This is a genomic window from Hwangdonia sp. (assembly GCF_048381975.1).
GTDB classification, from domain to species: Bacteria; Bacteroidota; Bacteroidia; order Flavobacteriales; family Flavobacteriaceae; genus Hwangdonia; species Hwangdonia seohaensis.
Map to the genome: position 1 here is coordinate 734,989 of NZ_JBLWYT010000001.1, position 22,649 is coordinate 757,637.

21 protein-coding genes are annotated in these 22,649 nt (G+C 35.3%); 4 read left to right on the forward strand and 17 right to left on the reverse strand.

What is annotated here, in order from left to right; genetic code table 11:
• The 4 genes from ACN5J7_RS03220 to ACN5J7_RS03235 all read right to left on the reverse strand — a co-directional run bounded on the left by ACN5J7_RS03220 (position 1) and on the right by ACN5J7_RS03235 (position 4,058).
• Positions 1-858, reverse strand: coding sequence for a DnaJ domain-containing protein (locus ACN5J7_RS03220; protein ID WP_418602697.1), 858 nt, complete (start codon positions 856-858; stop codon positions 1-3).
• 161 nt (positions 859-1,019) lie between these two features.
• Positions 1,020-1,679: a peptide-methionine (S)-S-oxide reductase MsrA gene (msrA, locus tag ACN5J7_RS03225; RefSeq protein WP_418602699.1), complete on the reverse strand. Its 660-nt coding sequence runs from the start codon at positions 1,677-1,679 to the stop codon at positions 1,020-1,022.
• Between the two features lie 501 nt (positions 1,680-2,180).
• Entirely contained in the window at positions 2,181-2,960 is a 780-nt protein-coding gene (locus ACN5J7_RS03230) for a zinc ribbon domain-containing protein (RefSeq protein WP_418602701.1), read from the reverse strand.
• Between the two features lie 3 nt (positions 2,961-2,963).
• Positions 2,964-4,058 carry a Nif3-like dinuclear metal center hexameric protein gene (locus tag ACN5J7_RS03235; protein ID WP_418602703.1) on the reverse strand — a complete coding sequence of 365 codons (1,095 nt, stop codon included), beginning with the start codon at positions 4,056-4,058 and terminating at the stop codon, positions 2,964-2,966.
• A gap of 53 nt (positions 4,059-4,111) precedes the next feature.
• On the opposite strand from ACN5J7_RS03235, the gene lpxK reads away from it, so the two are divergent.
• Positions 4,112-5,119, forward strand: coding sequence for a tetraacyldisaccharide 4'-kinase (lpxK, locus tag ACN5J7_RS03240; protein WP_418602705.1), 1,008 nt, complete (start codon positions 4,112-4,114; stop codon positions 5,117-5,119).
• Here the strand turns inward: lpxK and ACN5J7_RS03245 are convergent.
• The 11 genes from ACN5J7_RS03245 to ACN5J7_RS03295 form a co-directional block, all read right to left on the reverse strand.
• Positions 5,106-7,343 (reverse strand): ATP-binding protein, encoded by a 2,238-nt coding sequence (locus ACN5J7_RS03245; protein ID WP_418602707.1) that lies wholly within the window; start codon positions 7,341-7,343, stop codon positions 5,106-5,108. The two genes, lpxK and ACN5J7_RS03245, sit on opposite strands and share 14 nt — an antisense overlap.
• Positions 7,344-7,371: 28 nt before the next feature.
• Positions 7,372-8,388, reverse strand: a complete 1,017-nt coding sequence (gap, locus tag ACN5J7_RS03250) for a type I glyceraldehyde-3-phosphate dehydrogenase (protein ID WP_418602709.1) — start codon at positions 8,386-8,388, stop codon at positions 7,372-7,374.
• A 1-nt stretch (position 8,389) separates the two neighbouring features.
• Complete coding sequence (gene lipA / locus ACN5J7_RS03255; protein ID WP_311939585.1) at positions 8,390-9,268, reverse strand: lipoyl synthase; 879 nt, start codon at positions 9,266-9,268, stop codon at positions 8,390-8,392.
• A 51-nt stretch (positions 9,269-9,319) separates the two neighbouring features.
• Positions 9,320-10,564, reverse strand: a complete 1,245-nt coding sequence (locus tag ACN5J7_RS03260) for an NRAMP family divalent metal transporter (RefSeq protein ID WP_418602712.1) — start codon at positions 10,562-10,564, stop codon at positions 9,320-9,322.
• A complete protein-coding gene (locus tag ACN5J7_RS03265; protein WP_311939589.1) occupies positions 10,557-11,108 on the reverse strand; it encodes a sigma-70 family RNA polymerase sigma factor in 552 nt (183 codons plus the stop codon). The genes ACN5J7_RS03260 and ACN5J7_RS03265 overlap by 8 nt, the downstream gene beginning before the upstream one ends.
• A complete protein-coding gene (locus ACN5J7_RS03270; RefSeq protein ID WP_418602713.1) occupies positions 11,099-12,211 on the reverse strand; it encodes a glycosyltransferase in 1,113 nt (370 codons plus the stop codon). Before ACN5J7_RS03270 ends, ACN5J7_RS03265 begins: the two co-directional genes overlap by 10 nt.
• Before the next feature lie 6 nt (positions 12,212-12,217).
• Positions 12,218-12,421, reverse strand: coding sequence for a membrane or secreted protein (locus tag ACN5J7_RS03275; RefSeq protein WP_311939593.1), 204 nt, complete (start codon positions 12,419-12,421; stop codon positions 12,218-12,220).
• A gap of 122 nt (positions 12,422-12,543) precedes the next feature.
• Positions 12,544-13,332: an anti-sigma factor gene (locus ACN5J7_RS03280; protein WP_418602714.1), complete on the reverse strand. Its 789-nt coding sequence runs from the start codon at positions 13,330-13,332 to the stop codon at positions 12,544-12,546.
• A gap of 11 nt (positions 13,333-13,343) precedes the next feature.
• On the reverse strand, positions 13,344-13,874 hold the full coding sequence (locus tag ACN5J7_RS03285; protein WP_311939597.1) for an RNA polymerase sigma factor: 531 nt from the start codon (positions 13,872-13,874) through the stop codon (positions 13,344-13,346).
• 68 nt (positions 13,875-13,942) lie between these two features.
• Positions 13,943-14,956 carry a UDP-N-acetylmuramate dehydrogenase gene (gene murB / locus ACN5J7_RS03290; protein WP_418602716.1) on the reverse strand — a complete coding sequence of 338 codons (1,014 nt, stop codon included), beginning with the start codon at positions 14,954-14,956 and terminating at the stop codon, positions 13,943-13,945.
• Positions 14,956-16,146 (reverse strand): pyridoxal phosphate-dependent aminotransferase, encoded by a 1,191-nt coding sequence (locus ACN5J7_RS03295; protein WP_418602717.1) that lies wholly within the window; start codon positions 16,144-16,146, stop codon positions 14,956-14,958. Before ACN5J7_RS03295 ends, murB begins: the two co-directional genes overlap by 1 nt.
• Positions 16,147-16,270: 124 nt before the next feature.
• Here ACN5J7_RS03295 and ACN5J7_RS03300 point away from each other — a divergent pair, with 124 nt between their 5' ends.
• Positions 16,271-17,605 (forward strand): aspartyl protease family protein, encoded by a 1,335-nt coding sequence (locus tag ACN5J7_RS03300; protein ID WP_418602718.1) that lies wholly within the window; start codon positions 16,271-16,273, stop codon positions 17,603-17,605.
• Between the two features lie 56 nt (positions 17,606-17,661).
• On the opposite strand, the gene ACN5J7_RS03305 is transcribed toward ACN5J7_RS03300, so the two are convergent.
• Positions 17,662-18,087, reverse strand: a complete 426-nt coding sequence (locus tag ACN5J7_RS03305) for a DUF1573 domain-containing protein (RefSeq protein WP_418602719.1) — start codon at positions 18,085-18,087, stop codon at positions 17,662-17,664.
• A gap of 325 nt (positions 18,088-18,412) precedes the next feature.
• On the opposite strand from ACN5J7_RS03305, the gene ACN5J7_RS03310 reads away from it, so the two are divergent.
• Entirely contained in the window at positions 18,413-21,046 is a 2,634-nt protein-coding gene (locus tag ACN5J7_RS03310) for a valine--tRNA ligase (RefSeq protein ID WP_418602721.1), read from the forward strand.
• 90 nt (positions 21,047-21,136) lie between these two features.
• On the opposite strand, the gene ACN5J7_RS03315 is transcribed toward ACN5J7_RS03310, so the two are convergent.
• Complete coding sequence (locus tag ACN5J7_RS03315; RefSeq protein WP_418602723.1) at positions 21,137-21,787, reverse strand: hypothetical protein; 651 nt, start codon at positions 21,785-21,787, stop codon at positions 21,137-21,139.
• Between the two features lie 327 nt (positions 21,788-22,114).
• Here ACN5J7_RS03315 and ACN5J7_RS03320 point away from each other — a divergent pair, with 327 nt between their 5' ends.
• Complete coding sequence (locus ACN5J7_RS03320) at positions 22,115-22,591, forward strand: Hsp20/alpha crystallin family protein (RefSeq protein ID WP_418602724.1); 477 nt, start codon at positions 22,115-22,117, stop codon at positions 22,589-22,591.
• Positions 22,592-22,649 lie beyond the last annotated feature (58 nt).

Here is a 22,649-nt window from a genome sequence, read left to right on the forward strand (position 1 = left end):
CTAGATGTCTTTAAATGTTTTAATAAGTACGGGAATTGTTTTCTGCATTTCGTTATGATTTTCTACATCATAACTTAAAAACATTGTTCTCTGCTCGTCATACTTTTCACTTCGATAAACTTTTTTATAAAATTCTTTATCATTATTTAGAGTAAATCCACTTATAACATACCAATTATCTTTAATTATTTTATAAGTTATATTGTAATCATTGTTTTTTAATTCTTTTTCAAACTCTTCAGCCAAAGTTGTATTAAAAACATTAATGCCAGAATAAACTGTTAATTCGGTATTCCGATTGTTGTTAAAAGTCCTGCCATCTCCATTTGTTGGGGGCAGTCCTTTTGGTTGCCAAGTTTTTGGGTAATCGATTTTGTACCCTCTAAGTGTATTGTTAAAAGTTACAAACTCAACTTTATTGTTTTGAATTTTTTGAGATTGGTCTTTATCATTTTGTTCTGTAGTTTGAGGGAATATGTTATCGAAACTCTTGTTGTAAAAAATAATTGATATAATAATTACTAAAACGATAAAAATCGTTGTTTTTATTGAAGGTTTATTTTTCTTTTCGTAATCTTTTTTTTTCGGTTCTTGATTTTGAGAAGGTTCTTTCTTTTTTGTAGTAGAATTTGGTTTTCTATTTAAAAAATCATCTAATTTTTCATCATACCCAACTTTCTTAGTTGAATTAGAAAGTACTTCATAGGCTTCTTGAATTTCTTTGAACCTACTTTCAAAGAAAGTGTCGCCATCGTTTTTATCAGGATGAAATTTTGTGGCGAGTTTTCGATAAGATTTCTTTATTTCTAATCCATTTGCTTTTCTGTCAACCCCTAAAATTTGGTAATAATTCCTCAATTTTTCTAATTTTGCAAACTCGTTATATAGTAACTTTTATTACTCATACTCCGTAAATATAATTAATATTTTGTAGGAAAAAGTGAAAAGTCTAATAGTTTTAGTGATGATGGAATGTCAATGATTTAAAATTCTGAAACAAGTTTAGAATGACATACATATTAATGATTTTCTTTCAAAAACTCTTTGGGGAAATTAACCTTAAACCTATTTAATCTGGGAATAGATACATTTTTAATATACGGATGGTTTGGGTGCAGCTTTTCGTAATTTTGATGATAATCTTCGGCCACCCAAAACTTTTGAAATGGGTAGACTTCGGCGGCAATTTTGGCATTTAATTGTTTTGCCAAAGCTGCTTTCTTTTTTAAAATGATTTGTTTTTGCTCGTCGTTTTGATAAAAAATAATCGAGCGGTATTGCGAGCCACGGTCTGGACCTTGTCCGTTTACCTGCGTAACGTTTTGCGATGCAAAATACACATCCACCAAGGTTTCAAAACTTACCACTTTGGGGTCGTAAATAATTTCGACGGCTTCGGCGTGTCCGGTTCTTCCGGTGTTACTTGATTCGTAGTTTGGGTTTTTTGTATGGCCGCCGGCATATCCCGAAATAGATTCCTCAACACCTTTTACACTTTCGTAAATGGCTTCGACACACCAAAAACAGCCACTTGCAAAATAGGCGCGTGCTTTTCCGTTTTTTAATGAAACTTCAACGGGTTCAGCATTAATTATGGCTTGTTGCTTTTTGTTGACCTGTGCTGTGTTTTGGCAACTGAACAATAGGGTTATTGCCAACAATGGGAGAATGTGTTTCATAACTTCTTTTTTCTTTTTCAATAGACGTATAAAGTTACGAAACCTTAATTGTTTTTGAGAGAAAGTTGTTTTAAAACGTTTGATTTCGTGAATTGATTAGGGGCTTTGCTTGCTGGTAAATTTATTTTATGTCATAAATGTTAAACGTGAAACCCTAAATTCTGAACCCTGAATTTGGAATTAACGCCTGAGTTTCCCCTCCTTGGAGGGGATTAAGGGGTGGGTTTTTAACATGGCTCTTTAATCTTTAATTACTAAGTAGAGATTAAACGATTTGTTTGGTAAACGATATCGAACCAATTATCAAATACGTTAACTGTCTGCGGACTGGTTACTGCCAACTGCAGACTGCCCCGCGTTAGGGATTGAAGTGAAAAGCCCACAGCGAGGCAGGAGCGAGGACTTGTAGCGGAAAGCCCGACCCGATAGGGTAACGCCCAAATTGCGCATAAAAAAAGCCTTCGGGAATGAAGGCTCTTTATGTTTATGTTTAAATTGGAATTAAAGTTTTGAAAACATTTTTTCCATTTTTGCTTTTTGCTCTTCGGCCAAGGCAGCATCAACTAAAATACGCCCACTATGCTCGTCTGTAATGACTTTTTTGCGCGATGCGATTTCAACCTGAACTTGCGGTGGAATGGTGAAGAATGAACCGCCAGATGCGCCTCTTTCGATTGGCACAACCGCCAATCCGTTCTTTACGTTTTTGCGAATTCTGGTGTAAGCGGCAACTAGACGCTCTTCAATTTGCTTTTTGTAATCCTCGGATTTTACGATTAAGGCTTGCTCTTCTTTTTCGGTTTCTGCCAAAATAGCATCTAACTCACTTTTTTTGTGTTTTAGGTGATTTTCGCGCTCTTTTACGCGCTCTTTGGTTTCGGCAATAACTTCTTTTTTCTGCTCTATTTGAACCTTGAATTCTTTAATATGCTTTTCGGCCAATTCAATTTCCAATTCTTGAAATTCAACTTCTTTGGTAAGCGAATTGAATTCTCTGTTATTTCTAACGTTTTTTTGTTGCTCGCTATACTTTTTTATTAAGGCTTTAGCTTCTTCAATAAGGTTTTTCTTTGAAGAGATGTCGTTATCGATTACTTCTAAGCTTGCCATAAGTTTTTCTAACCTAATGTTTAGTCCAGCAACTTCATCTTCTAAATCGCGAACTTCTAATGGAAGCTCTCCACGAACATTTCTTATTTCATCAATACGAGAATCGATGAGTTGTAAATCGTATAAAGCTCTTAAGCGCTCTTCTACAGTTACTTCTTTCTTTTTAGCCATACTTTAAAAATACTTAACAGGATTGGTATTTGTGTTTGATAAAACGACTGCAAAATTACTAATTTTTTTTGTAAGATATGCTACTAAAAGATTTTTTGTGAACTGTTCGCTTTCATAATGCCCAATATCTGCCAAAAGTATGCGGTTTTCGGCCATAAAAAAATCGTGATATTTTAAATCGGCGGTAATAAATGCATCGGCACCAGCGGCTTTGGCAGCTTGAATGGCAAAACTGCCCGAACCACCCAAAACGGCTACTTTTTTAATGGGTTTTTTGGGTAATGATGAATGCCTAATACACGCGGTTTTCATTTTGGTTTTTACATGATTTAGAAAGAGTTCCGCGGCCATGGGTTGTTTTAACTCACCAACCATACCCATGCCAATATTTTGGTTTTTGTTTTCTAGGGTTGTTATTTCGTAAGCCACTTCTTCATAGCTGTGGGTTTTAAATAGTGTTTTTAGGATTTTTGACTCTAAATGTGTCGCGTAGGTAATGGTTATTTTGGTTTCCGCTTCGGTATGTAAAACGCCTTTTTCGCCAAGACTTGGATTTGAGTTTTCGTTGCCTTGGTACGTACCCAAACCATCTACATTAAAACTGCAATTGTTATAGTTACCAATGCTGCCTGCACCCGTTTCAAATAAAGCGGCTCTTAATTGTTCGGCCTCCTGTTTTGGTACGTAAGTGGTTAGTTTTTTTATGGTTTCGCTTTGTGGTATTAAAATCTGTTTGTTGGTTAATTCCAGCTGATTGCAAATCATATCGTTTACACCTTGAAGCGCATTATCTAAAGCGGTATGTATCGCGTAAATGGCGATATCGTTTTTTATGGCTTTTAAAACCACGCGCTCCACATAATTTTTGCCCGTGAGTTTTTTTAAACCTTTAAAAATAATAGGGTGGAAGCTAACAACGAGATTGCATTTTTTTTCAATGGCTTCGTCAACAACGGTTTCAAGCGTGTCTAAAGTGACTAAAACACCCGTGATTTTTGCATTTTTGTCGCCTACCAAAAGGCCCACGTTATCAAAATCTTCGGCGTAAGCCAAAGGTGCGAGTGCTTCTAAATGGTTTATGACGTCTTGAACTATCATTTTATTTTTGGTATGGATTATAAAACAAATATAAATATTATATTTTCGTAGCTGTGAAGCTAATTAGAAAAATATTATTCCCCCTTGTTCCTTTTTATTATTTGGTGACTTGGTTGCGAAATACATGTTATGATTGGGGTATTAAAAAATCTGAATCGTACCGTTTTCCCGTGCTGTGCGTTGGTAATTTAAGCGTTGGTGGCACCGGTAAAACACCAATGATTGAATACTTAATCAAGCTACTGAAAGATGATTTTAAAGTGGCTACACTAAGCCGAGGTTACAAACGAAAAACAAAGGGGTTTCAATTGGCCGATGAAAATTCGACTGCTGAATCTGTTGGCGATGAGCCGTTTCAGTTTTACCATAAATTTGGAAACGATGTTATGGTTGCCGTTGAATCCGATAGGAAAAACGGAATTAAAATCCTGAGAAATTTAGAAAGTAAACCTGAAATTATTTTACTCGATGATGCCTTTCAGCACCGCAAAGTAAAGGCGGGTTTTAATATTTTACTTACTACTTACAACAACCCGTATTATTCAGATTTTGTGCTGCCAACCGGAAATTTGCGCGAACCCAAAAGTGGTGCAAAACGCGCCCATGTTATTGTGGTTACCAAATGTCCGATTGATTTAGGTGATGTTGAAAAAAATGACATCTTAACTAAGATAAAACCAAAACCTTATCAACATGTGTTTTTCAGTTCGATAGTTTATTCAAACGAGGTGTTTTCAAATGATGCTTCAATAAAACTTGAAACGCTATCAAACTTTACTTTGGTTACGGGTATAGCCAATGCCAATCCTTTGGTTGATTATCTGAAAAGCAAAAATTTAAAATTTGAACATTTCAATTTTAAAGATCATCACGAGTTTTCACAACAAGACATTCTTCATTTAGAAAAGCAACAGTTAATAATTACTACCGAAAAAGATTTTATGCGGTTAAAGCCGTACGAATCGATAAAAGACAAATTGTTTTATTTACCCATAACCGTTGTTATAGACCGTGAAACCACGTTTAACGAATTAATCAAACAAGCAGTTAAGCACTCGTAGTCGTGTCTTTTTTAGAAGCCAAAGCGTTGTAAAGTTTTTTCTCAAACTCATCTTGTTTAAATGGTTTTGGAATAATATCGGTAAAACCGGCTTCTTCAAACTCTTGCATTTTATCTTCAATGGTTACAGCGGTTAACGCGAAAATGGTTAGTTCTTTATCAAAGCTCCTTACAATTTTAGTAGCCTCAATACCACTTATTCCCGGCATGTGGATGTCCATTAAAATGATGTTGTAATCGTTGGTTTTAATCATCTCAACGGCATCTTCACCGTTATCGATAATATCACATTTAAGATTCATTTTGGTAAGAATCTTTTTTGTAATCATTTGATTTATTTTATTGTCTTCAACCACCAAGATTTTAACATTGCTTAAGTCTATTTCGGTAGTGTTTCCGCTAAAGTAAGTTGGTGCTTTTTCCTTGGTTTCTTCTATGGCGGTGTATGTTAAAGGGATTTCAAAATAAAACGTGGAGCCTTTCCCCAATTCACTTTTTAAGTAAATATCGCCTTTTAAAATGTCTATTAATCCTTTTACAATGGAAAGCCCTAAACCTGTACCGCCATATTTACGGTTGATTTGTATAGAGCCTTGAGAGAAGCTTTCAAACATATGGTCTTGTTTTTCTTGGCTAATACCAATACCGTTATCCTCTACTTCAAAACGCAGTCTGTAGTTGTTGTTCTTTTGATCGATTTTGTAAACCCTAATCCAAATATCGCCATCTTTTGTAAATTTAATCGAGTTACCAATTAGATTTATTAATATTTGGGAAATCTTTAATTGATCTGCTATAAAGTTTTCGGGTAAATCGGTATCGTACTCAAAATGAATTTTGATATTGTTGTTTAATGCAGAATTGTTTAATGCCAAAACAATGTTGCTTATTTTCTTTTTAAGGTTGAAAGCTTCGGGCTCGATATCAACTTTATTGGCTTCAATTTTATTTATTTGAAGAATATCGTTAATAAACGTTAACAGATAATCACCCGAAAATTTAAGCGATTTTAAATGCTGGATCTGTTCGGGTTTTGGGTTTTCGTCTAATAGCATATTGCTTAAGCCCGTAACGGCATAAAGCGGCGTACGCAACTCATGGGTTACGGTAGATAAAAAGTTGGCCTTGGTTTTTGATGCTAATTCGGCTTTTTCCTTGGCAATAATAAGTTCCGCGTTTTTTTTATGCAGCATATTATTGGTTTTTAACCTGATGTTGTTGTTTTTGTAAAGCGATAGGGTTAATAACGATAATATAGTAATGAGCGCGACACTTAAAATGGATATTAGTGTGCTTAAATCGTTTTTGCTATTGGCTTCTTCTAGTTTTACCGCTTGTTTTTTGTTTTCTAGAATTTGATCGGTCATTAAATATTGAACCTTTTTATCTGGCGATAAATTGGCGCGTTTAACCGCTCTAAGCGAATCGGAAAGTTTTAAATGTGCTTCTAAAAAATCTCTTGAGGGTTTATAATTCCCAATATTTTTATTAATCTCACTTAAAATTAAATACCCTTCGTTTAAAATGCTGGCATAATTTTCGTTTTTTGCAATTTGAATGCCTTCGTTGGTGAATTCCAGTGCTTTTTCGTTATCACCTAAAGCGCTATAAATTTTTCCGTGGTTAACTAATCCGTTACTTTGGGTTTTTAAATAATTATGCTTTTTTGCGAGAACAATAGCCTGTTCGTTAAGTACCCTTGCTTTTCTAAAGTTTTTTAAACGCATATACGTTTCAGCTTCGCGAAGTAAAACCTCGCCTAGGCTTTCGCTCAATTCTTCTTCTTCAAATTTAGATTTTGCAGCTGTATATTGGTCTAAAGCTTGGTAATAATCTTCTTTTTTAAAGTAAATATCTCCAAAAGTTTTATAGGAATAACCAATGTTAACATTGTCGTTTATAAGGCGCTGTATATTTAATGCATTATTTAGCGATTTTACGGCATTGTCTTCTTCCTCAATTATAAGTTGTAGTTTACCCTGTATGGTATAGATGATCCCTTCACTTTTTTTGTGGTTAGCCTTTATTGCAATTTCTAAGGCCTCTTCAAGCTCTTTTTGAGCCTCGTAATAATTATAGTTTTCTATATCGTAATTAGCCTGTGTAATACGGTAGTTAATGTTGTTCTGAATAATTTCAGGGTCGTCTTCAACGGTGTTTTGGGCACAAACGCTGAGGCTCATCAACATTAAAATTGGATATATGTAGTTTTTTATCTGGAGCATTTTTATTCAATATTCATGACAAATATAATTATTTTGTCGATAAAAGAGTGTTTTTTTCCGATAAGTTGCATATTAGATCAATAATTCTTTTAGAATATCCAGTTTCATTATCGTACCAACCAATGATTTTTACCATATTTCCAATTACGGATGTCATTTGGGAATCAAATATACAGGAATGTGTGTTTCCAACAATATCGATTGAAACTATGGGGTCTTCGGTATACTCTAAAATATTTTTGTAGTGATGTTTTGAAGCTTCCTTAAATGTGCTGTTTATGGTTTCGATGGAAACTTCATTTTTTACATTAAACGTGATATCGGTTAATGAACCGTTAATAACAGGAACCCGAATGCCACAACCGCCAATAACGTTGGCAAGGTCGGGAAAAATTTTTGTTAACGCCTTTGCTGCCCCTGTTGTTGTTGGAACAATAGATTGACTTGCTGCCCTGGCCCGACGCAAATCGCGATGAGGTTGATCGTGTAAGCTTTGGTCTGTTGTATACGAATGCACCGTTGTTATGTAGGCTTGATTGATGCCACAAAGCCTGTCGATAATATCAATCATTGGTGCGGCATTGTTGGTGGTGCACGAAGCGTTGGAGATGATGGTTTCGGTGCCATCAATAATAGTATCATTTACTCCAACAACTATGGTTTTAATATCGTCTTCAATGGGCGGCACAGTTAATATTACACGTTTTGCACCATTGTTTATATGATGTTGTAAGTCGGTTTTAGTTTTAAATTTCCCTGAAGCCTCAATTACAAAATCAATATCAAAAGGCAACCAATCTATATGTCTGGGATGATTGTAATTTAATAGCGGTATGCTTTTATCATTTACAATAATGTGATTGTCATCAAAAGAAACCGTGCCATTAAAAAGCCCGTGTACGCTATCGTACTTAAGTAAATGATTTAAGGTTTTAGTGTCGGCTAAGTCGTTAATAGCGACAACTTGGATGTTTTTATGGTCTTGGAGTAGTCTAAAAACACGTCTGCCAATTCTTCCAAAACCATTAATGGCAACTCTAATCATATTAGTTTATATGTTTTTGAGCTTTGTAAGACGAACGTACCAAAGCACTGCTTTCTACATGGCGGAAGCCTAGCTCTAACCCAATATCTTCAAATTCTTTAAACTGATCTGGGTTTATAAATTGTTTTACGGGCAAATGCTTTTTACTGGGCTGAAGGTATTGCCCAATGGTAACCACATCCACATGGTTTGCTTTTAAATCGTGAAGGGTTTCGATAACTTCTTCTCGGGTTTCGCCCAAACCAAGCATAATGCCAGATTTTGTTCTGCGTTGCCCTTGTTGTTTCAAATACTTTAAAACACCTAAACTTCTATCGTACTTTGCTTGTATGCGCACCTCGCGTGTTAAGCGTCTAACCGTTTCAATGTTGTGTGAAACCACTTCTGGTGCGACATCAATAATTCTATCAATGTGCTGTTCAATGCCTTGAAAATCGGGAATTAAGGTTTCTAAAGTCGTATCGGGATTCATTCGGCGCACCGCTTTTACGGTTTCCGCCCACATAATACTTCCCATATCTTTTAAGTCATCTCTATCCACACTGGTTAAAACCGCGTGTTTAATTTTCATGAGTTTAATCGAGCGTGCTACTTTTTCGGGTTCATCCCAATCCACCGTTTCCGGTCGCCCTGTTTTTACGCCACAGAATCCGCAGGAACGCGTGCAGATATTACCTAAAATCATAAAAGTTGCAGTGCCTTCGCCCCAGCATTCACCCATGTTCGGGCAGCTTCCGGAGGTGCAAATGGTATTTAATTTGTATTTGTCTACTAAACTTCTCAGTTCGGTGTATTTTTTTCCTGTTGGAAGCTTTACACGAAGCCATTTAGGTTTAGCTTGACGTTCTGGTAGTATATTTGAAGCGGTATCTGTATTCATCTAATATCAAATTTCAATGTACAAAGATACAAAGTATCTATTAAAAGTATCTTATAAAGTGGTTAGAAACCAAATACTGAATCCTATTAAAAAAATGATGCCTAGCCAACTTAAAACATGCAATTGTTTTGATGGTCGCCACGCTTTAGGCGTGTGCTTGCTCGAAATTAAAGTGTAATTTGCAATGGCATAAAAGGGTGCCGTAATAAACGATAAAATGGTGGCTATTTTTATAAGCAAGCCCATTTCTGATGCTAAAAAGAAAAAGATGGCAAGGGTGCCAACGGCCAATACGGCCATCCAAAATGTATAATTAAATTTTGATATGCTGCCAAAAAGTAGTTGACTTGATTTTTTCATGGCTCGTGGGGAGGCGTCCAATGTTGTTAGTGTTGTGCTAAACATGGTTGTAAATGCCGCAATACCAATAACAACATAGGCCCAATTGCCTAAACTCACGGTGTACATGTTTATGAGTTGTCCAGAAAAAACGCTCGCAGAATTGCTAAATGTTTCTCCGCTGTTAAACATTACTAAAGTGCCTAAAAACAAAAAACCAATACCTAAAACGATGGTGCTTAAATAGCCGACATTAAAATCGAATAAAGCCGATTTGGTATTGTAACTTTTGGTGTCTTTATTTTTTTCGATGGCCCAAAGCGATTGCCATACCGCAACATCCAAAGGCGCGGGCATCCAACCCATAAAAGCGATTAAAAAGGCTATTTCCAAAGCGTTTTCCGGGAGTATTTGTTTAAAAGAAATAGGATTCGCGTTATCCATCAAAGCCATGGAAACCGCAATAATTGTACTTATGGTTAATGTGATGATTATAATTTTCATCAGCCTGTCGAGCAATTTGTACCTTCCAATAATCAATAAGGATAAACAAATAATTAAAATAATCACAGTCCAAATTTCTGTGCTGGTAACAAGTCTATTTCCAATTTTAAAAGCTTCAAAATCACCAAAAAGCGTTGAGGCTAATCCAGCAGTTACAATGGTTACAGCTGCTTGAATTGTAAACATGGTGGCAATGTTTAAAATAAAGTAAAATGCCAAAACGAATTTTCCTAATTTATGGTAGCCGTCTAATAAGCTTTCTCCCGTTGCCGTGGCATAGCGCGGGCCAAATTGAAAAAACGGGTATTTAAACACATTTACCAAAAGTAAGGCCCAAACCAAGCCCAAACCAAAATCGGCACCCGCACGAGTAGATTGCACTAAATGCGAAACCCCAATGGCGGCACCGGCAAATAATAAACCCGGACCCAGGTTTTTGAGTTTGCTAATCATTGCTTTTATTAATAATTTCAGCCAGCAACTTTTTAGCGCGCAGAAGTTTCACCTTTACGTTGTTAATGGGTTCATTAAGTTCTGCTGAAATTTCTTTATAACTTAACTCTTGAAAATATCTTAAATTAATAATTTCTTGATAATGGGGTTTTAGCTTTTTGATATCCCGAAGCAGTTTAGCCAAATGTTGCTCGGTAATAAGCTTGTCTTCAGGTGAAGGCGATTCGTCTAAAACTTGGAAAGCATCGCGGTCGTTTTTGGAAATAACTTGGGAAATTGAGTTTTTTTCCTTCCGCAGTAAATCGATATGAATGTTTTTTGAAATGGTAATCAGCCATGTTTTAAATTTGTACGATTCGTCAAAGGTTTCAATTTTGTCAAAAGCTTTCGAGAATGTTTGAATGGTAATATCTTCGGCATCATTTTCATTCTCAGTACGTTTTAATTGAAACCCATAAACGCTATCCCAAAATACATCTAACAAATAATTAAAGGCCTTTTGGTCGTTTTTTTTGGCAAGTTTAATGGCTTTCTCTATTTCCAATGGTTAGGTTTTGAAACAAGATTGTTTATAAAGATAGTTAATTGCGCCATAATTAAAAAGATTTCCAAGACAGGAAAAATGAATATGAGGTCTTTTTCATCCAGTTTTTTTGTTGAAAACCACATGGCGAAATACTGTACAATAATTCGGAATAAACACAACGAAACTACCAGTTGCCAATTAAATTGAAACGCTAATAATATGATGGTCAAAATCCAGAATAGAAAGTTGAAAACGTAAATTGAAGCCAATAAAACTTTATGGTTTTGTTTGTAGTGTTTGGCCGTGGATATGTGACGTCTTTTTTGCCTAAACCATGATTTGTATTGGGTTTCGGGATTAGATTTTGTAAAACTGTTTTTTGTAAAACAAATTTCGGTATTCGTGTTGGTGGCCGCTTCGTTGATAAACAAATCGTCGTCGCCCGATCGAATTTTCATGTGATTCATAAAACCACGAGCCTTAAAAAACTCTGTTTTGGTGTACGCTAAATTTCTACCAACGCCCATGTACGGCATGCCCATTTTTGCAAACGAAAAATATTGAATGGCTGTGATTAAGGTTTCAAAACGAATGAGTTTGTTTAAAAATGAATTCTTAATTTTTGTATACGCACCGTAACCCAAAACAATGGTTTTATCTGTGCTGAATTGCGAGGCCATTTCGGTAATCCACTGTTTTGAAACAGGCTTACAGTCGGCATCGGTAAATAATAAATGATTGTGCGTGGCGGCTTTTATGCCAAGTGTTAAAGCGTATTTTTTGTTGCCCCAAAACGCTTCGATGTTTTTTACATCAACTAATTTTAAGTTGTTGTGTTTTGATGCAAAAGCTTTCATAATGTTTAACGAGTCGTCTTGCGAGGCATCATTAATCAAAACAATTTCAAAATTATCATAATCTTGGGCGATAATAGAAGGAAGAAATGTTTTTAGGTTTTTGGCTTCATTTTTGGCGCAAACAATAACCGAAATGGGAATGTTTTTCGAATCTGTTTTTTGGTGTTTTAAAAAAGCGAATCGTCCTAAAAAAAATAAATAATATATAACTTGAAAAAAAACTACAGCAATAAATGTGTAGAACAAAACGTCAAGAATACCCATGAAAAATTACGAATGTTGAGGGTCGTTGCAGTCTTTAAATTGGTCTGGTGTTTTTCCGCAAAAGCCGCAAGCTTCACCATCTTTATTCAGCATTGGGTTTTGGCTTGCACAGGTACCGGCAAATTTGCCGTCTTTTTTAGCCCAAAGTTTTATGGCAATTCCGGCAATTCCTAATCCTAATAAAATAATGGTAATTAAAAGAAGTTTCATGGCTGTAAATTTTATGCAAAGATAATGATTTTGTGGCTAATTTTTAAGAATTATAATGGCATAAAAAAGCCTCATTTTAAAAATTAAAATGAGGCTTTTTGTTTATTAGGCTGCTATTAACCTTAATGTAAACTAACTTGTGCCACAGAGTTTTCTACCGAAGCAACGCTGTTGCCACCTTTGGGTTCAATGGTGATTTTTAATGCTAATGCATCTTCTGTATAAGGCAACGATTTAAGTTGTCTGTCCGATTCGCTTAAAATTCCTAAACTCACCATTTTTCCTTGTAGTTCAGCCCATATTTGGTAGCACTGTTCTTCTGGTAATTGCGGTAAGGAAACCACATCAATCATTGATGTTTTCTCTTTAGGGTTTATGTAAGCCACTGTTTTTAAGTCTTTGGCGCGTTCGTTGCCTGTAATGATATACTTCTCGGTTTCCGGGTTGTTAAGCTTTAAAAGCTGGCGCATCACATCGTCTAGCATTTTGTTGTTTTGCGCAATATCGCTACGTAAATCAAAAATCTCATCAACAACCACTTGGTTTTCTTTTGAAAGTTTCTGATTTTGAGTGTAAAACAAATACGATGTTCCGGCAAAAATCAGTGCCGCAATACTGGCAGCAACACTAAATTTATACCATTTTTTGTATTTGTACGATGGTTTTAATTTAACAACGGGTTTCTCGTCAAGCTCTTCTAAAATATTATTTAAAAGGCTTTTGGGCGCTTCAACAGCATTACTTTTGGCAACTATTTCTAGGTTGTATTGTAAGGTGTTGTAGGTGTTTTGTACTTCTGGGTATTTTGAAATATAGGTTTCAACCATTTCTGTTTCTTCAGAAGTGGTTTTACCTAAAAGATATTTTTCCAATAGGCCAGAATTTAAAAAAATATTTATTTTCTCATTCATGACTTTATTTTTTAGGGATTATAGATTTTTTTCAATTCTCTTAATCCAATTTTCAATCTCGATTTTATAGTTCCCAGCGGAATATCTAATTCCTCACTGGCTTCTTGTTGCGTCATGCCCTCAAAAAAGAGTGCATTAATTACTATTTGATACTTTTCATCTAAGCTACTAAGGTGCTTTTTTATGTCTAAAACATCCTGATTTAATTCGCCAAATGATACTTTATATACGGATGAAGTTTCCATTTGGACTTCTTTTTCGGTTTTATTCTTTAAAGAACGGATTTTATCGATAGCCGTATTATAGGCAATTCTATACAGCCAAGTAAACAGTTTTGCTTTGTCTGAATCGTATTTTTTTGAGTATCTCCAAATCTTTACAAAGGTTTCCTGAAGTACATCTTGTGCCGTGTCATCGTCCGCTATTACCTTTTTAATAACGCCGTACAAGGCATCTGCATAGTTTTCATACAATAGGGTAATGGCTTTTTTGTCGCCATTTTCAAGAAGCGTAACTATGTCTTTTTCTATGGGTGTAATCAAGATAAATTTGGTTTAAACAAGATGTTTATAGGTTAGTAATACCATCAAAGTTATAAATTTCTTTTAGATTATAAGATATTTACTTCGGCTTCTATTGAAATGCCGAAAAGTCTTTTAATTGTTTTTTGAATTAATTTTGAAAGATTTAAAATATCCGAACCTTTGGCGTTTCCATAGTTTACAAGTACCAAGGCTTGTTTTTTGTGTACGCCATAATCGCCAAAACGCTTGCCTTTAAAACCTGCTTTTTCAATAAGCCAACCGGCTGGGATTTTTATTTCATCGTCGGCAATGGTATAACTCGGGATATCTTTAAAATTTTCAACCAACGCATGGTAATCTGCTTTTGAAACTACGGGGTTTTTAAAAAAACTACCGCTATTACCTATCTCATTTGGGTTTGGTAATTTGCTTTCGCGGATGGCTATCACAGCTTTTGAAACATCTTGAATGGTTGGATGTGTAATATGCATCAAATCGAGCTGAGAAGTAATGCTGCCGTACGCAATATTAAGCTTGTGATCTTTTTTCGTGAGTTTAAAAGTAACGCTTGTAATAACATATTTTCCTTTTTCCTCCTGTTTGAAAATGGAATTTCTGTAACCAAAATCACAATCGGTTTTGGAGAATGATTTTATTTTTTTTGTTTCTAAAGACAGACCTTCGCACGAAACAAATGTATCTTTTAACTCAACACCATAAGCACCAATGTTTTGAATGGGTGCCGTACCCACATTTCCGGGAATTAACGATAAGTTTTCAATACCCCCAAAATTGTGTTTTAAGCACCAAAGCACAAATTCGTGCCAGTTTTCGCCGGCATTGGCTTTTACGGTAACCGTGTTGTTATCTTCAGAAATTATCGAAATACCCTTTAAATTAACGTGGATAACCAAGGCTTCTTGGTTTTTGGTAAGCAACATATTGCTACCGCCACCTAAAATAAGTTTGTTTGGATACGCATTTAGCGCTAAAACTTCTTTTAACTCATCGAGATTTGAAACCGCTACAAAATGTTTTGCGAGTACATCAATACCAAAAGTATTGTATGGTTTTAAAGATATATTTTCTTTAATGTTCACTAGTCTTTATACACTTTTAAAGCTTCTTTTAAAACATTTACAGCTTTAATTAAGCTCTCTTTTTTAAGTACGTAGGCAATACGAATTTGGTTTAAGCCAACACCCGGAGTCGAGTAAAATCCGCCAGCTGGGGCGACCATAACGGTTTCGCCATCAACATCAAAATCTTCTAACAACCATTGTGCAAAATCATCCGAATTTTTAACCGGTAATTCGGCAATACAATAAAAAGCACCTTTTGGTTTGGCAACTTTAACGCCGTCAATTTTTTGTAATTCGGAAATTAAAATGTTTCGTCTGTCTACATATTCTTCAATCACATCGTCAAAATAACTTTGTGGCGTTTCCAAAGCGGCTTCACTTGCAATTTGAGCTAAAGTTGGTGGGCTTAAACGTGCTTGTGCAAATTTTAATGCAGTTTGGATTACGGATTTGTTTTTAGATACCAAACAGCCAATTCTTGCGCCACACATACTGTAGCGTTTTGAAACCGAATCGATCATAATGGCATATTCGTCTAAACCTGCTTCTTGCATTACAGAGTAATGTGTGTTTCCGTCGTATGCGAATTCGCGGTAAACTTCGTCGGCAATTAAAAACAAGTCGTGTTTTTTAACAATAGCAGCCAATTTTTGAATTTCCTCCTTGGAATACAAATAACCTGTAGGATTTCCAGGGTTGCAGATTAAAATAGCCTTTGTTTTTGGGGTGATTAATTTTTCGAATTCTTCAATAGGAGGTAGTGCAAAATTATCTTCAATTTTAGAAATAACGGGCACAACGTTTACGCCCGAAGCTGTTGAAAACCCGTTGTAATTGGCATAAAAAGGCTCGGGGATTATAATTTCGTCATCCACGTCCATAATGCTTCCAAAGGCAAATAACAACGCTTCACTGCCACCCGTGGTTACAATAATATCGTTGTGAGAAACATGAATATCATGCTTTTTGTAATATGCCGAGATTTTTTGCCTGTAAATTTCAGAACCTTCAGATCTTGAATAGGCTAAAACCTCAATATTACTGTCTTTAACGGCTTGCAATGCAATATCCGGTGTTTTAATATCGGGCTGACCGATATTTAAATAATATATAGACTTACCTTCTTTTACCGCTTGTTCGGCAAACGGAACTAATTTACGTATAGGCGATTGAGGCATTAACTGCCCTTTTTTTGATATTGTTGGCATTTAAAAGTATATTAATATGCAAAGTTGAGAAAATTATCTTAAAGTTTTTTTAAAAAACAGCTATAAATCATAAAGCTATTATAAAGATTAGTAAATTGATGAAAGAAAAATATAAGCCGCACATATGAAAAAAGCCTTTGCTCTTATTTTATTGTTTTTTTGTTTGAGTAACGCCGCGTATTCGCAAGGAAAGTTTGTTATTCAAAATAAAAAAAGGTCGGATAGAATAAAGTTTAAGCTCATAAATAATTTAATTGTTATCCCTGTTGAAATTAATGGTGTTGAACTATCCTTTTTGTTGGATACTGGTGTGAGCAAACCTATCATTTTCAATTTTTTAAATGTGTCCGATACCCTAAAAATTAAAGATACCAAAAAGATATATTTAAGAGGTTTGGGCGAAGGCGAATCGGTTGAGGCCTTAAAATCCAGAAACAATGTGTTTAAAGTGGGTGATGCCATTAAGCTAAACCAAGATTTGTATGCGGTATACGATGCCAATTTAAATTTTGCGCCAAGGTTAGGCGTTCCGGTACACGGGATTTTGGGTTTCGATTTGTTTAAAGATTTGGTAATAGAGATAAACTATATGCATAAATACATCAGGATAACAGAGCCCACGAGTTACCGTTATAAAACCTGTAAAAAATGCGAGATATTTAGTTTGGAATTTTACAATAACAAGCCTTATATAAATGCCGAGATTAAAATAAAAAATAAACCAATTCCTGTAAAATTATTGATTGATTCCGGGGGAAGTGATGCCTTATGGTTGTTTGAAGATGATACCTTGGGGATAGTTTCCAGCAACCGGTATTTTGAAGATTTTTTAGGGCACGGACTTAGCGGCAGTGTTTATGGAAAGCGTTCTAGAATCGATGAGTTTTCGTTGAAAAATTTTGTGCTTAAAAATGCAAATGTGGCTTTTCCGGATTCTTCTTCTATTTCCCATGCTAAAAAAATTACAGGACGCAATGGCAGTTTAGCCGGTAATATTTTAAAACGTTTTAATATTATTATGGATTACCGAAATGCCAAAGTAACCTTTAAAAAGAACGGACATTTTAAAGAAAAATTCAGCTATAACAAAAGCGGTATAGAATTGGCGCATAATGGTGTTAGGTTTGTAAAGGAAAGAGAAAGTTTTGTGCCAAATAACAACCTGAGCAACGACACCAACCAAAATGGGACAAGAATTGTTTTTGATGCGCGCTACAAATTTTCATTAAAACCAGCGTACGCCATTGTAGAGTTGCGTGTAGATTCTCCGGCACACCGCGCTGGATTGCAAAATGGTGATGTTGTGTTGTCCATTAACGGTAAACCTGCCCACCAATATACCTTGCAACAATTAATGTATTCGTTTTATGACGACGATGGAAAAAAAATAAAACTGAGAGTAGACAGAAATGGCAGGGTTTTAAGCTATGCATTCCTGTTGGAAGATTTTTTTAAATAAAAAAGTCTGAACATAAATAATGCTCAGACTTAATTTTTATAAAGGGTATGGCTTTATTACTGCTCCATAACACTTTTGTTTTTCTTATCAAGTACACTTGCCTTGCTGGAATCGACAACAAGACCTTTAATTTTTAAGGCAACCGTTGGTGTTTCAGCATTAGAGATAACGGTGATTGTTTTTCTAATTGGGTTTACACGTTTAGTGTCGTATTTTACTTCAATTTTCCCTGTTTCTCCTGGTAAAATAGGTCCTTCAGGTTTTTTTGGTATGGTACAACCACAAGTAGAAGACACTTTCGAGATTATAAGAGGCGCATTTCCTGTATTTGTAAATTCAAAAACGCGTACACCATCAGCTCCTTTTTCAATAGTTCCATAATCAATTGTATCCGATTTAAACTCTATTTTCGCCACTTTATCTTGGGCGTTTACAGAGAAACTAATCAGTCCGATAAATAAAATTGTAATTAATTGTTTCATTACTTTTAATTTTAAATTCATGTCAAACATAGGTACTTTTTCCACAATCTACAAAAATAATAGACGTAATACACGTTTGTTAACATATTCAACTTAGTTATAAGTACATACCACTTTTCGTTTTATACAAGAAAACCATTAAGATTTAGCTTATAATTAAATGCCCATTATGGGCTTTCGTCTGTTAATATTTATTTTTTTGTTGTCAGACGTAATTTGCATACTAAAATCTGATGGCATAAATAAAATTAATAGCTGTGCGCATTTCACAGAAAAAGAAATATAAGTACTTTTGCACATCAATGTTCAAAAACTATTCCAAAGTATGCAAATTCCATCAAAATACGATGCAAGTCAGGTAGAAGGTAAATGGTACGATTACTGGATGAAACACAATTATTTTCATTCAGAACCAGATGAAAGAGAGCCGTATACCATAGTAATTCCGCCTCCAAACGTTACGGGCGTATTGCACATGGGGCATATGCTTAACAACACCATTCAGGATGTGCTGATTCGTCGGGCGCGTTTACAAGGTAAAAACGCTTGTTGGGTTCCGGGTACAGATCACGCATCAATTGCTACCGAGGCTAAGGTAGTTGCTAAGTTAAAGGAGCAAGGCATTGATAAAAACGATTTATCTCGCGATGAGTTCTTGAAACACGCTTGGGATTGGACCCACGAATACGGTGGTGTGATTCTCGAACAGTTGAAAAAACTAGGCTGTTCTTGCGATTGGGATAGAACAAAATTCACCATGGATGACGATATGAGTGAAGCCGTTATTAAAGTTTTTGTGGACTTATATGAAAAAGGCCAGATTTACCGCGGTTACCGTATGGTAAATTGGGATCCTGAGGCAAAAACTACATTATCGGACGAAGAGGTTGAATATGTTGAAAAACAAGGAAAGTTATATTACGTAAAATACAAGGTTGAAGGAAGTAATGAAGCTTTAACCATTGCTACCACACGCCCTGAAACCATTTTAGGCGATACCGCTATTTGTATTAATCCAAACGATGAGCGTCACCAAAATTTAAAAGGTAAAAAAGCCATTGTGCCCATTTGTAACCGCGTGGTTCCAATAATTGAGGATGATTATGTTGATGTTGAATTTGGTACAGGTTGCCTTAAAGTTACACCGGCTCACGACGAAAACGACAAGGCTTTAGGCGATAAACATAACCTTGAGGTTGTTGATATTTTTAACGAAGATGCGACTTTGAATTCTTTTGGAATGCATTACGAGGGCAAAGACCGATTTGTGGTTCGAAAAGAAATCGTAAAAGAACTTGAAGAAAAAGGGCATATTCTAAAAATTGAAGATTATAACAATCGTGTTGGCATTTCAGAACGCACCAAAGCCATTATTGAACCGCGATTATCAGATCAGTGGTTTTTAAAAATGGAAGATTTGGCAAAACCGGCCATAAAAGCGGTTTTAGATAAAGATGCCGATATTAAGCTATTTCCTAAAAAGTTTGAAAACACCTATCGCCATTGGATGGAAAACATCCGCGATTGGAATATTTCGCGTCAGCTATTATGGGGGCAACAAATTCCCGCATACTATTACGGCGAAGGAAAAGAAGACTTTGTGGTTGCCGAAAGTATAGATGAAGCACTACAGAAAGCTAAAGTTAAAACCAACAATCAACAACTAACCATCAACGATTTGCGTCAGGAAACCGATGCGCTCGATACCTGGTTTTCATCGTGGCTATGGCCCATAAGCGTGTTTGATGGCATTAGAAACCCCGAAAATAAGGACATAAAATATTACTACCCAACCAACGATTTGGTTACCGGACCCGATATTTTATTCTTTTGGGTGGCACGTATGATTGTTGCGTGTTACGAGTATAAAAACGAAAAACCTTTTGAGAATGTTTATTTAACCGGTTTGGTTCGCGATAAACAACGACGTAAAATGAGTAAATCTTTGGGGAATTCTCCCGATGCATTACAATTGATTGAAACCTATGGAGCCGATGGTGTTCGTGTGGGCTTATTGTTGAGCTCTGCTGCAGGCAACGATTTAATGTTCGATGAAGCGTTGTGTAATCAAGGCAAAGGATTTGCCAATAAAATTTGGAATGCCTTTAGATTGATAAATGGGTGGGAAGTAGCCGAAATTGAGCAACCGAAATCTTCTAAAATAGCCATAGAATGGTTTGAGGCTAAATTTCAAAAAGCATTGATTGAAATTGAAGATCATTTTAGCAAATACCGTTTAAGTGATGCTTTAATGAGTATGTATAAGTTGATTTATGACGATTTTTGCGGATGGTTTTTGGAAATGATAAAACCGGCTTATCAGCAGCCTATCGACCAGAAAACTTACGATGCAGCCATTTCTATCTTAGAAAACAATTTAAAAATATTGCATCCATTTATGCCGTTTTTAACAGAAGAAATTTGGCAACATATTACCACACGGTCGTCCGAGGAAGCTTTAATTGTTTCTAAATATCCAGAGGCAAAACCTGTTAATGAGGATATAATTTCAGAATTCGATTTTGCTGCCGAGGTTATTTCGGGTATCCGTACCATTAGAAAACAAAAAAATATTGCCTTTAAAGATGCGATTGGGTTTTCTGTAATAAATAACGAAAACGCCACCAAAACTTTTGATGCGCTTATAGCTAAACTGGGCAATCTCGAGGCTGTTAATTATGTTAACGAAGCTGTTGAAGGCGCTTTAACCTTTAGGGTAAAATCTAACGAGTATTTTGTGCCCATGGCAGGAACTATTGATGTTGAGGCTGAGGTTAAAAAGCTAACCGAAGAATTAAACTATACTGAAGGTTTTTTAAAATCGGTGCAAAAGAAACTGTCTAATGAGCGTTTTGTTGCGGGGGCGCCAGAACAGGTAGTTGCAAGCGAGAAGAAAAAAGAAGCCGATGCTTTGGCAAAAATAGAAACCTTAAAAGCGAGTTTGGCGAGTTTGAAATAGGTTTTTTTTGAAGGTTTGGTTTATGGCAAGCATGTGGCTCGTAGCTGTGCTTAAGCACTATGTGTCTGGTACACAATATTATCGTCAGTTTTATTTAGTATTTTTCAAATACTTGTCTATTTCTTTTATGCAATCTCGATATTTCTGAATTCTGTTTTCGCTTGTTCTTTTGTAAGAAGCCAATATGTTTTTGAATAATTTATTTTGATAGATTTCTTTGTCTTGCTTTTGGGCTGTGGTAAGATCAAAATTGTTTTTTACATAAGGGTAATAATCTTGCATATAAAGACTTCTTGAAATTTCATCAAAAGACTCAACCCATTTATAGTATTCGTACAAATTAACTATTCTTTTTTTAACGTTAAATTCTTTAATAAACCGTATGTCGCCCGATTCGGTAAGCGTTTGAAAAGAATTCTTTCTAAAATAAACCCCTCCCAGATTGAGAAGTTCAATTGATAAACGATTTATTTTTTCATAACCCTTGTCATGACTTAAAAGTGAAAATATGGTGTCGAACTTTGCAATATTCATTTCTCCATGTGCCAGTGCGGATTTGAGCGACGCCTTATTAAATTTTGCTTCATCTATAATTTGCTTTAGGTGTATGTCGACAGTTTTGTTTTGCTCGTTTTCAGTTGAGCATTTGTTTAGTTGAAATGCTATCAAAATTCCAATAATTACCACCAAGAATTCCAATCCGTGGTTCAACCAGTTAATATGTAGCTTTCTTTTTGCCATTCATTGTAATTAAAGAGTATCTAAAGATAAAATTTTGTTTTTATGATAATGAACTTCATTGGTTGTTAAACGAAATTATCATTTTATTCTAACAAAATCAATTTATATAACTTTTATATTTAGTTTTTAGATTCACTCCAAAATCTTAAGTTTACGTATTTAGCAACCGACATTATGACATTTTTTTTAACTTATAAACTGTCAAATATTCATAAATAAACATAAAAACCCTTATTATTCGTTATGGCATTTAATTTGCTTAGTAATGGTTGAAATCACTCGAGATTTCAAAAAAAGATTTAATGTTTAATTTAAAATTTTGTAATTATGAGCAATTTAGTTAATGTTCCTAAAAACGGAAGTTTATCAAACACTAATTCAAATGTAGGCTTCCCAAATTGGTCAAGTTGGTTAGATGATGTTTTTAACAGAGAACTGCCATCGGTTTTTAATTCAAACTTCAATACAGGCATGTCTTTGCCTAAAGTAAATATAAAAGAAACTGCCGATGATTTTACGGTGGAAATGGCCGTTCCGGGTCTTAAAAAATCCGATTTCCAAATCGACCTAGAAAATCAAGTATTATCAATCTCTACGGAAACCAAGGAAGAAAGCGAGCATAAAGATGAAAACTTTACGCGTAGGGAATTTGGCTATTCATCTTTCAAAAGAACCTTTACATTACCGGAAAGCGTAGACGAAGATAAGATTGATGCACGCTATAAAGATGGTATTTTAAGTATTTTGTTACCCAAAAAAGAAGAGGCAAAACAAAAGCCTCCTAGAACTATTAAAATTTCATAATAGTTTCACTAATTATTTTATGATTTATTAAAAGAAGGAGGCGTAATTTGTGCCTCCT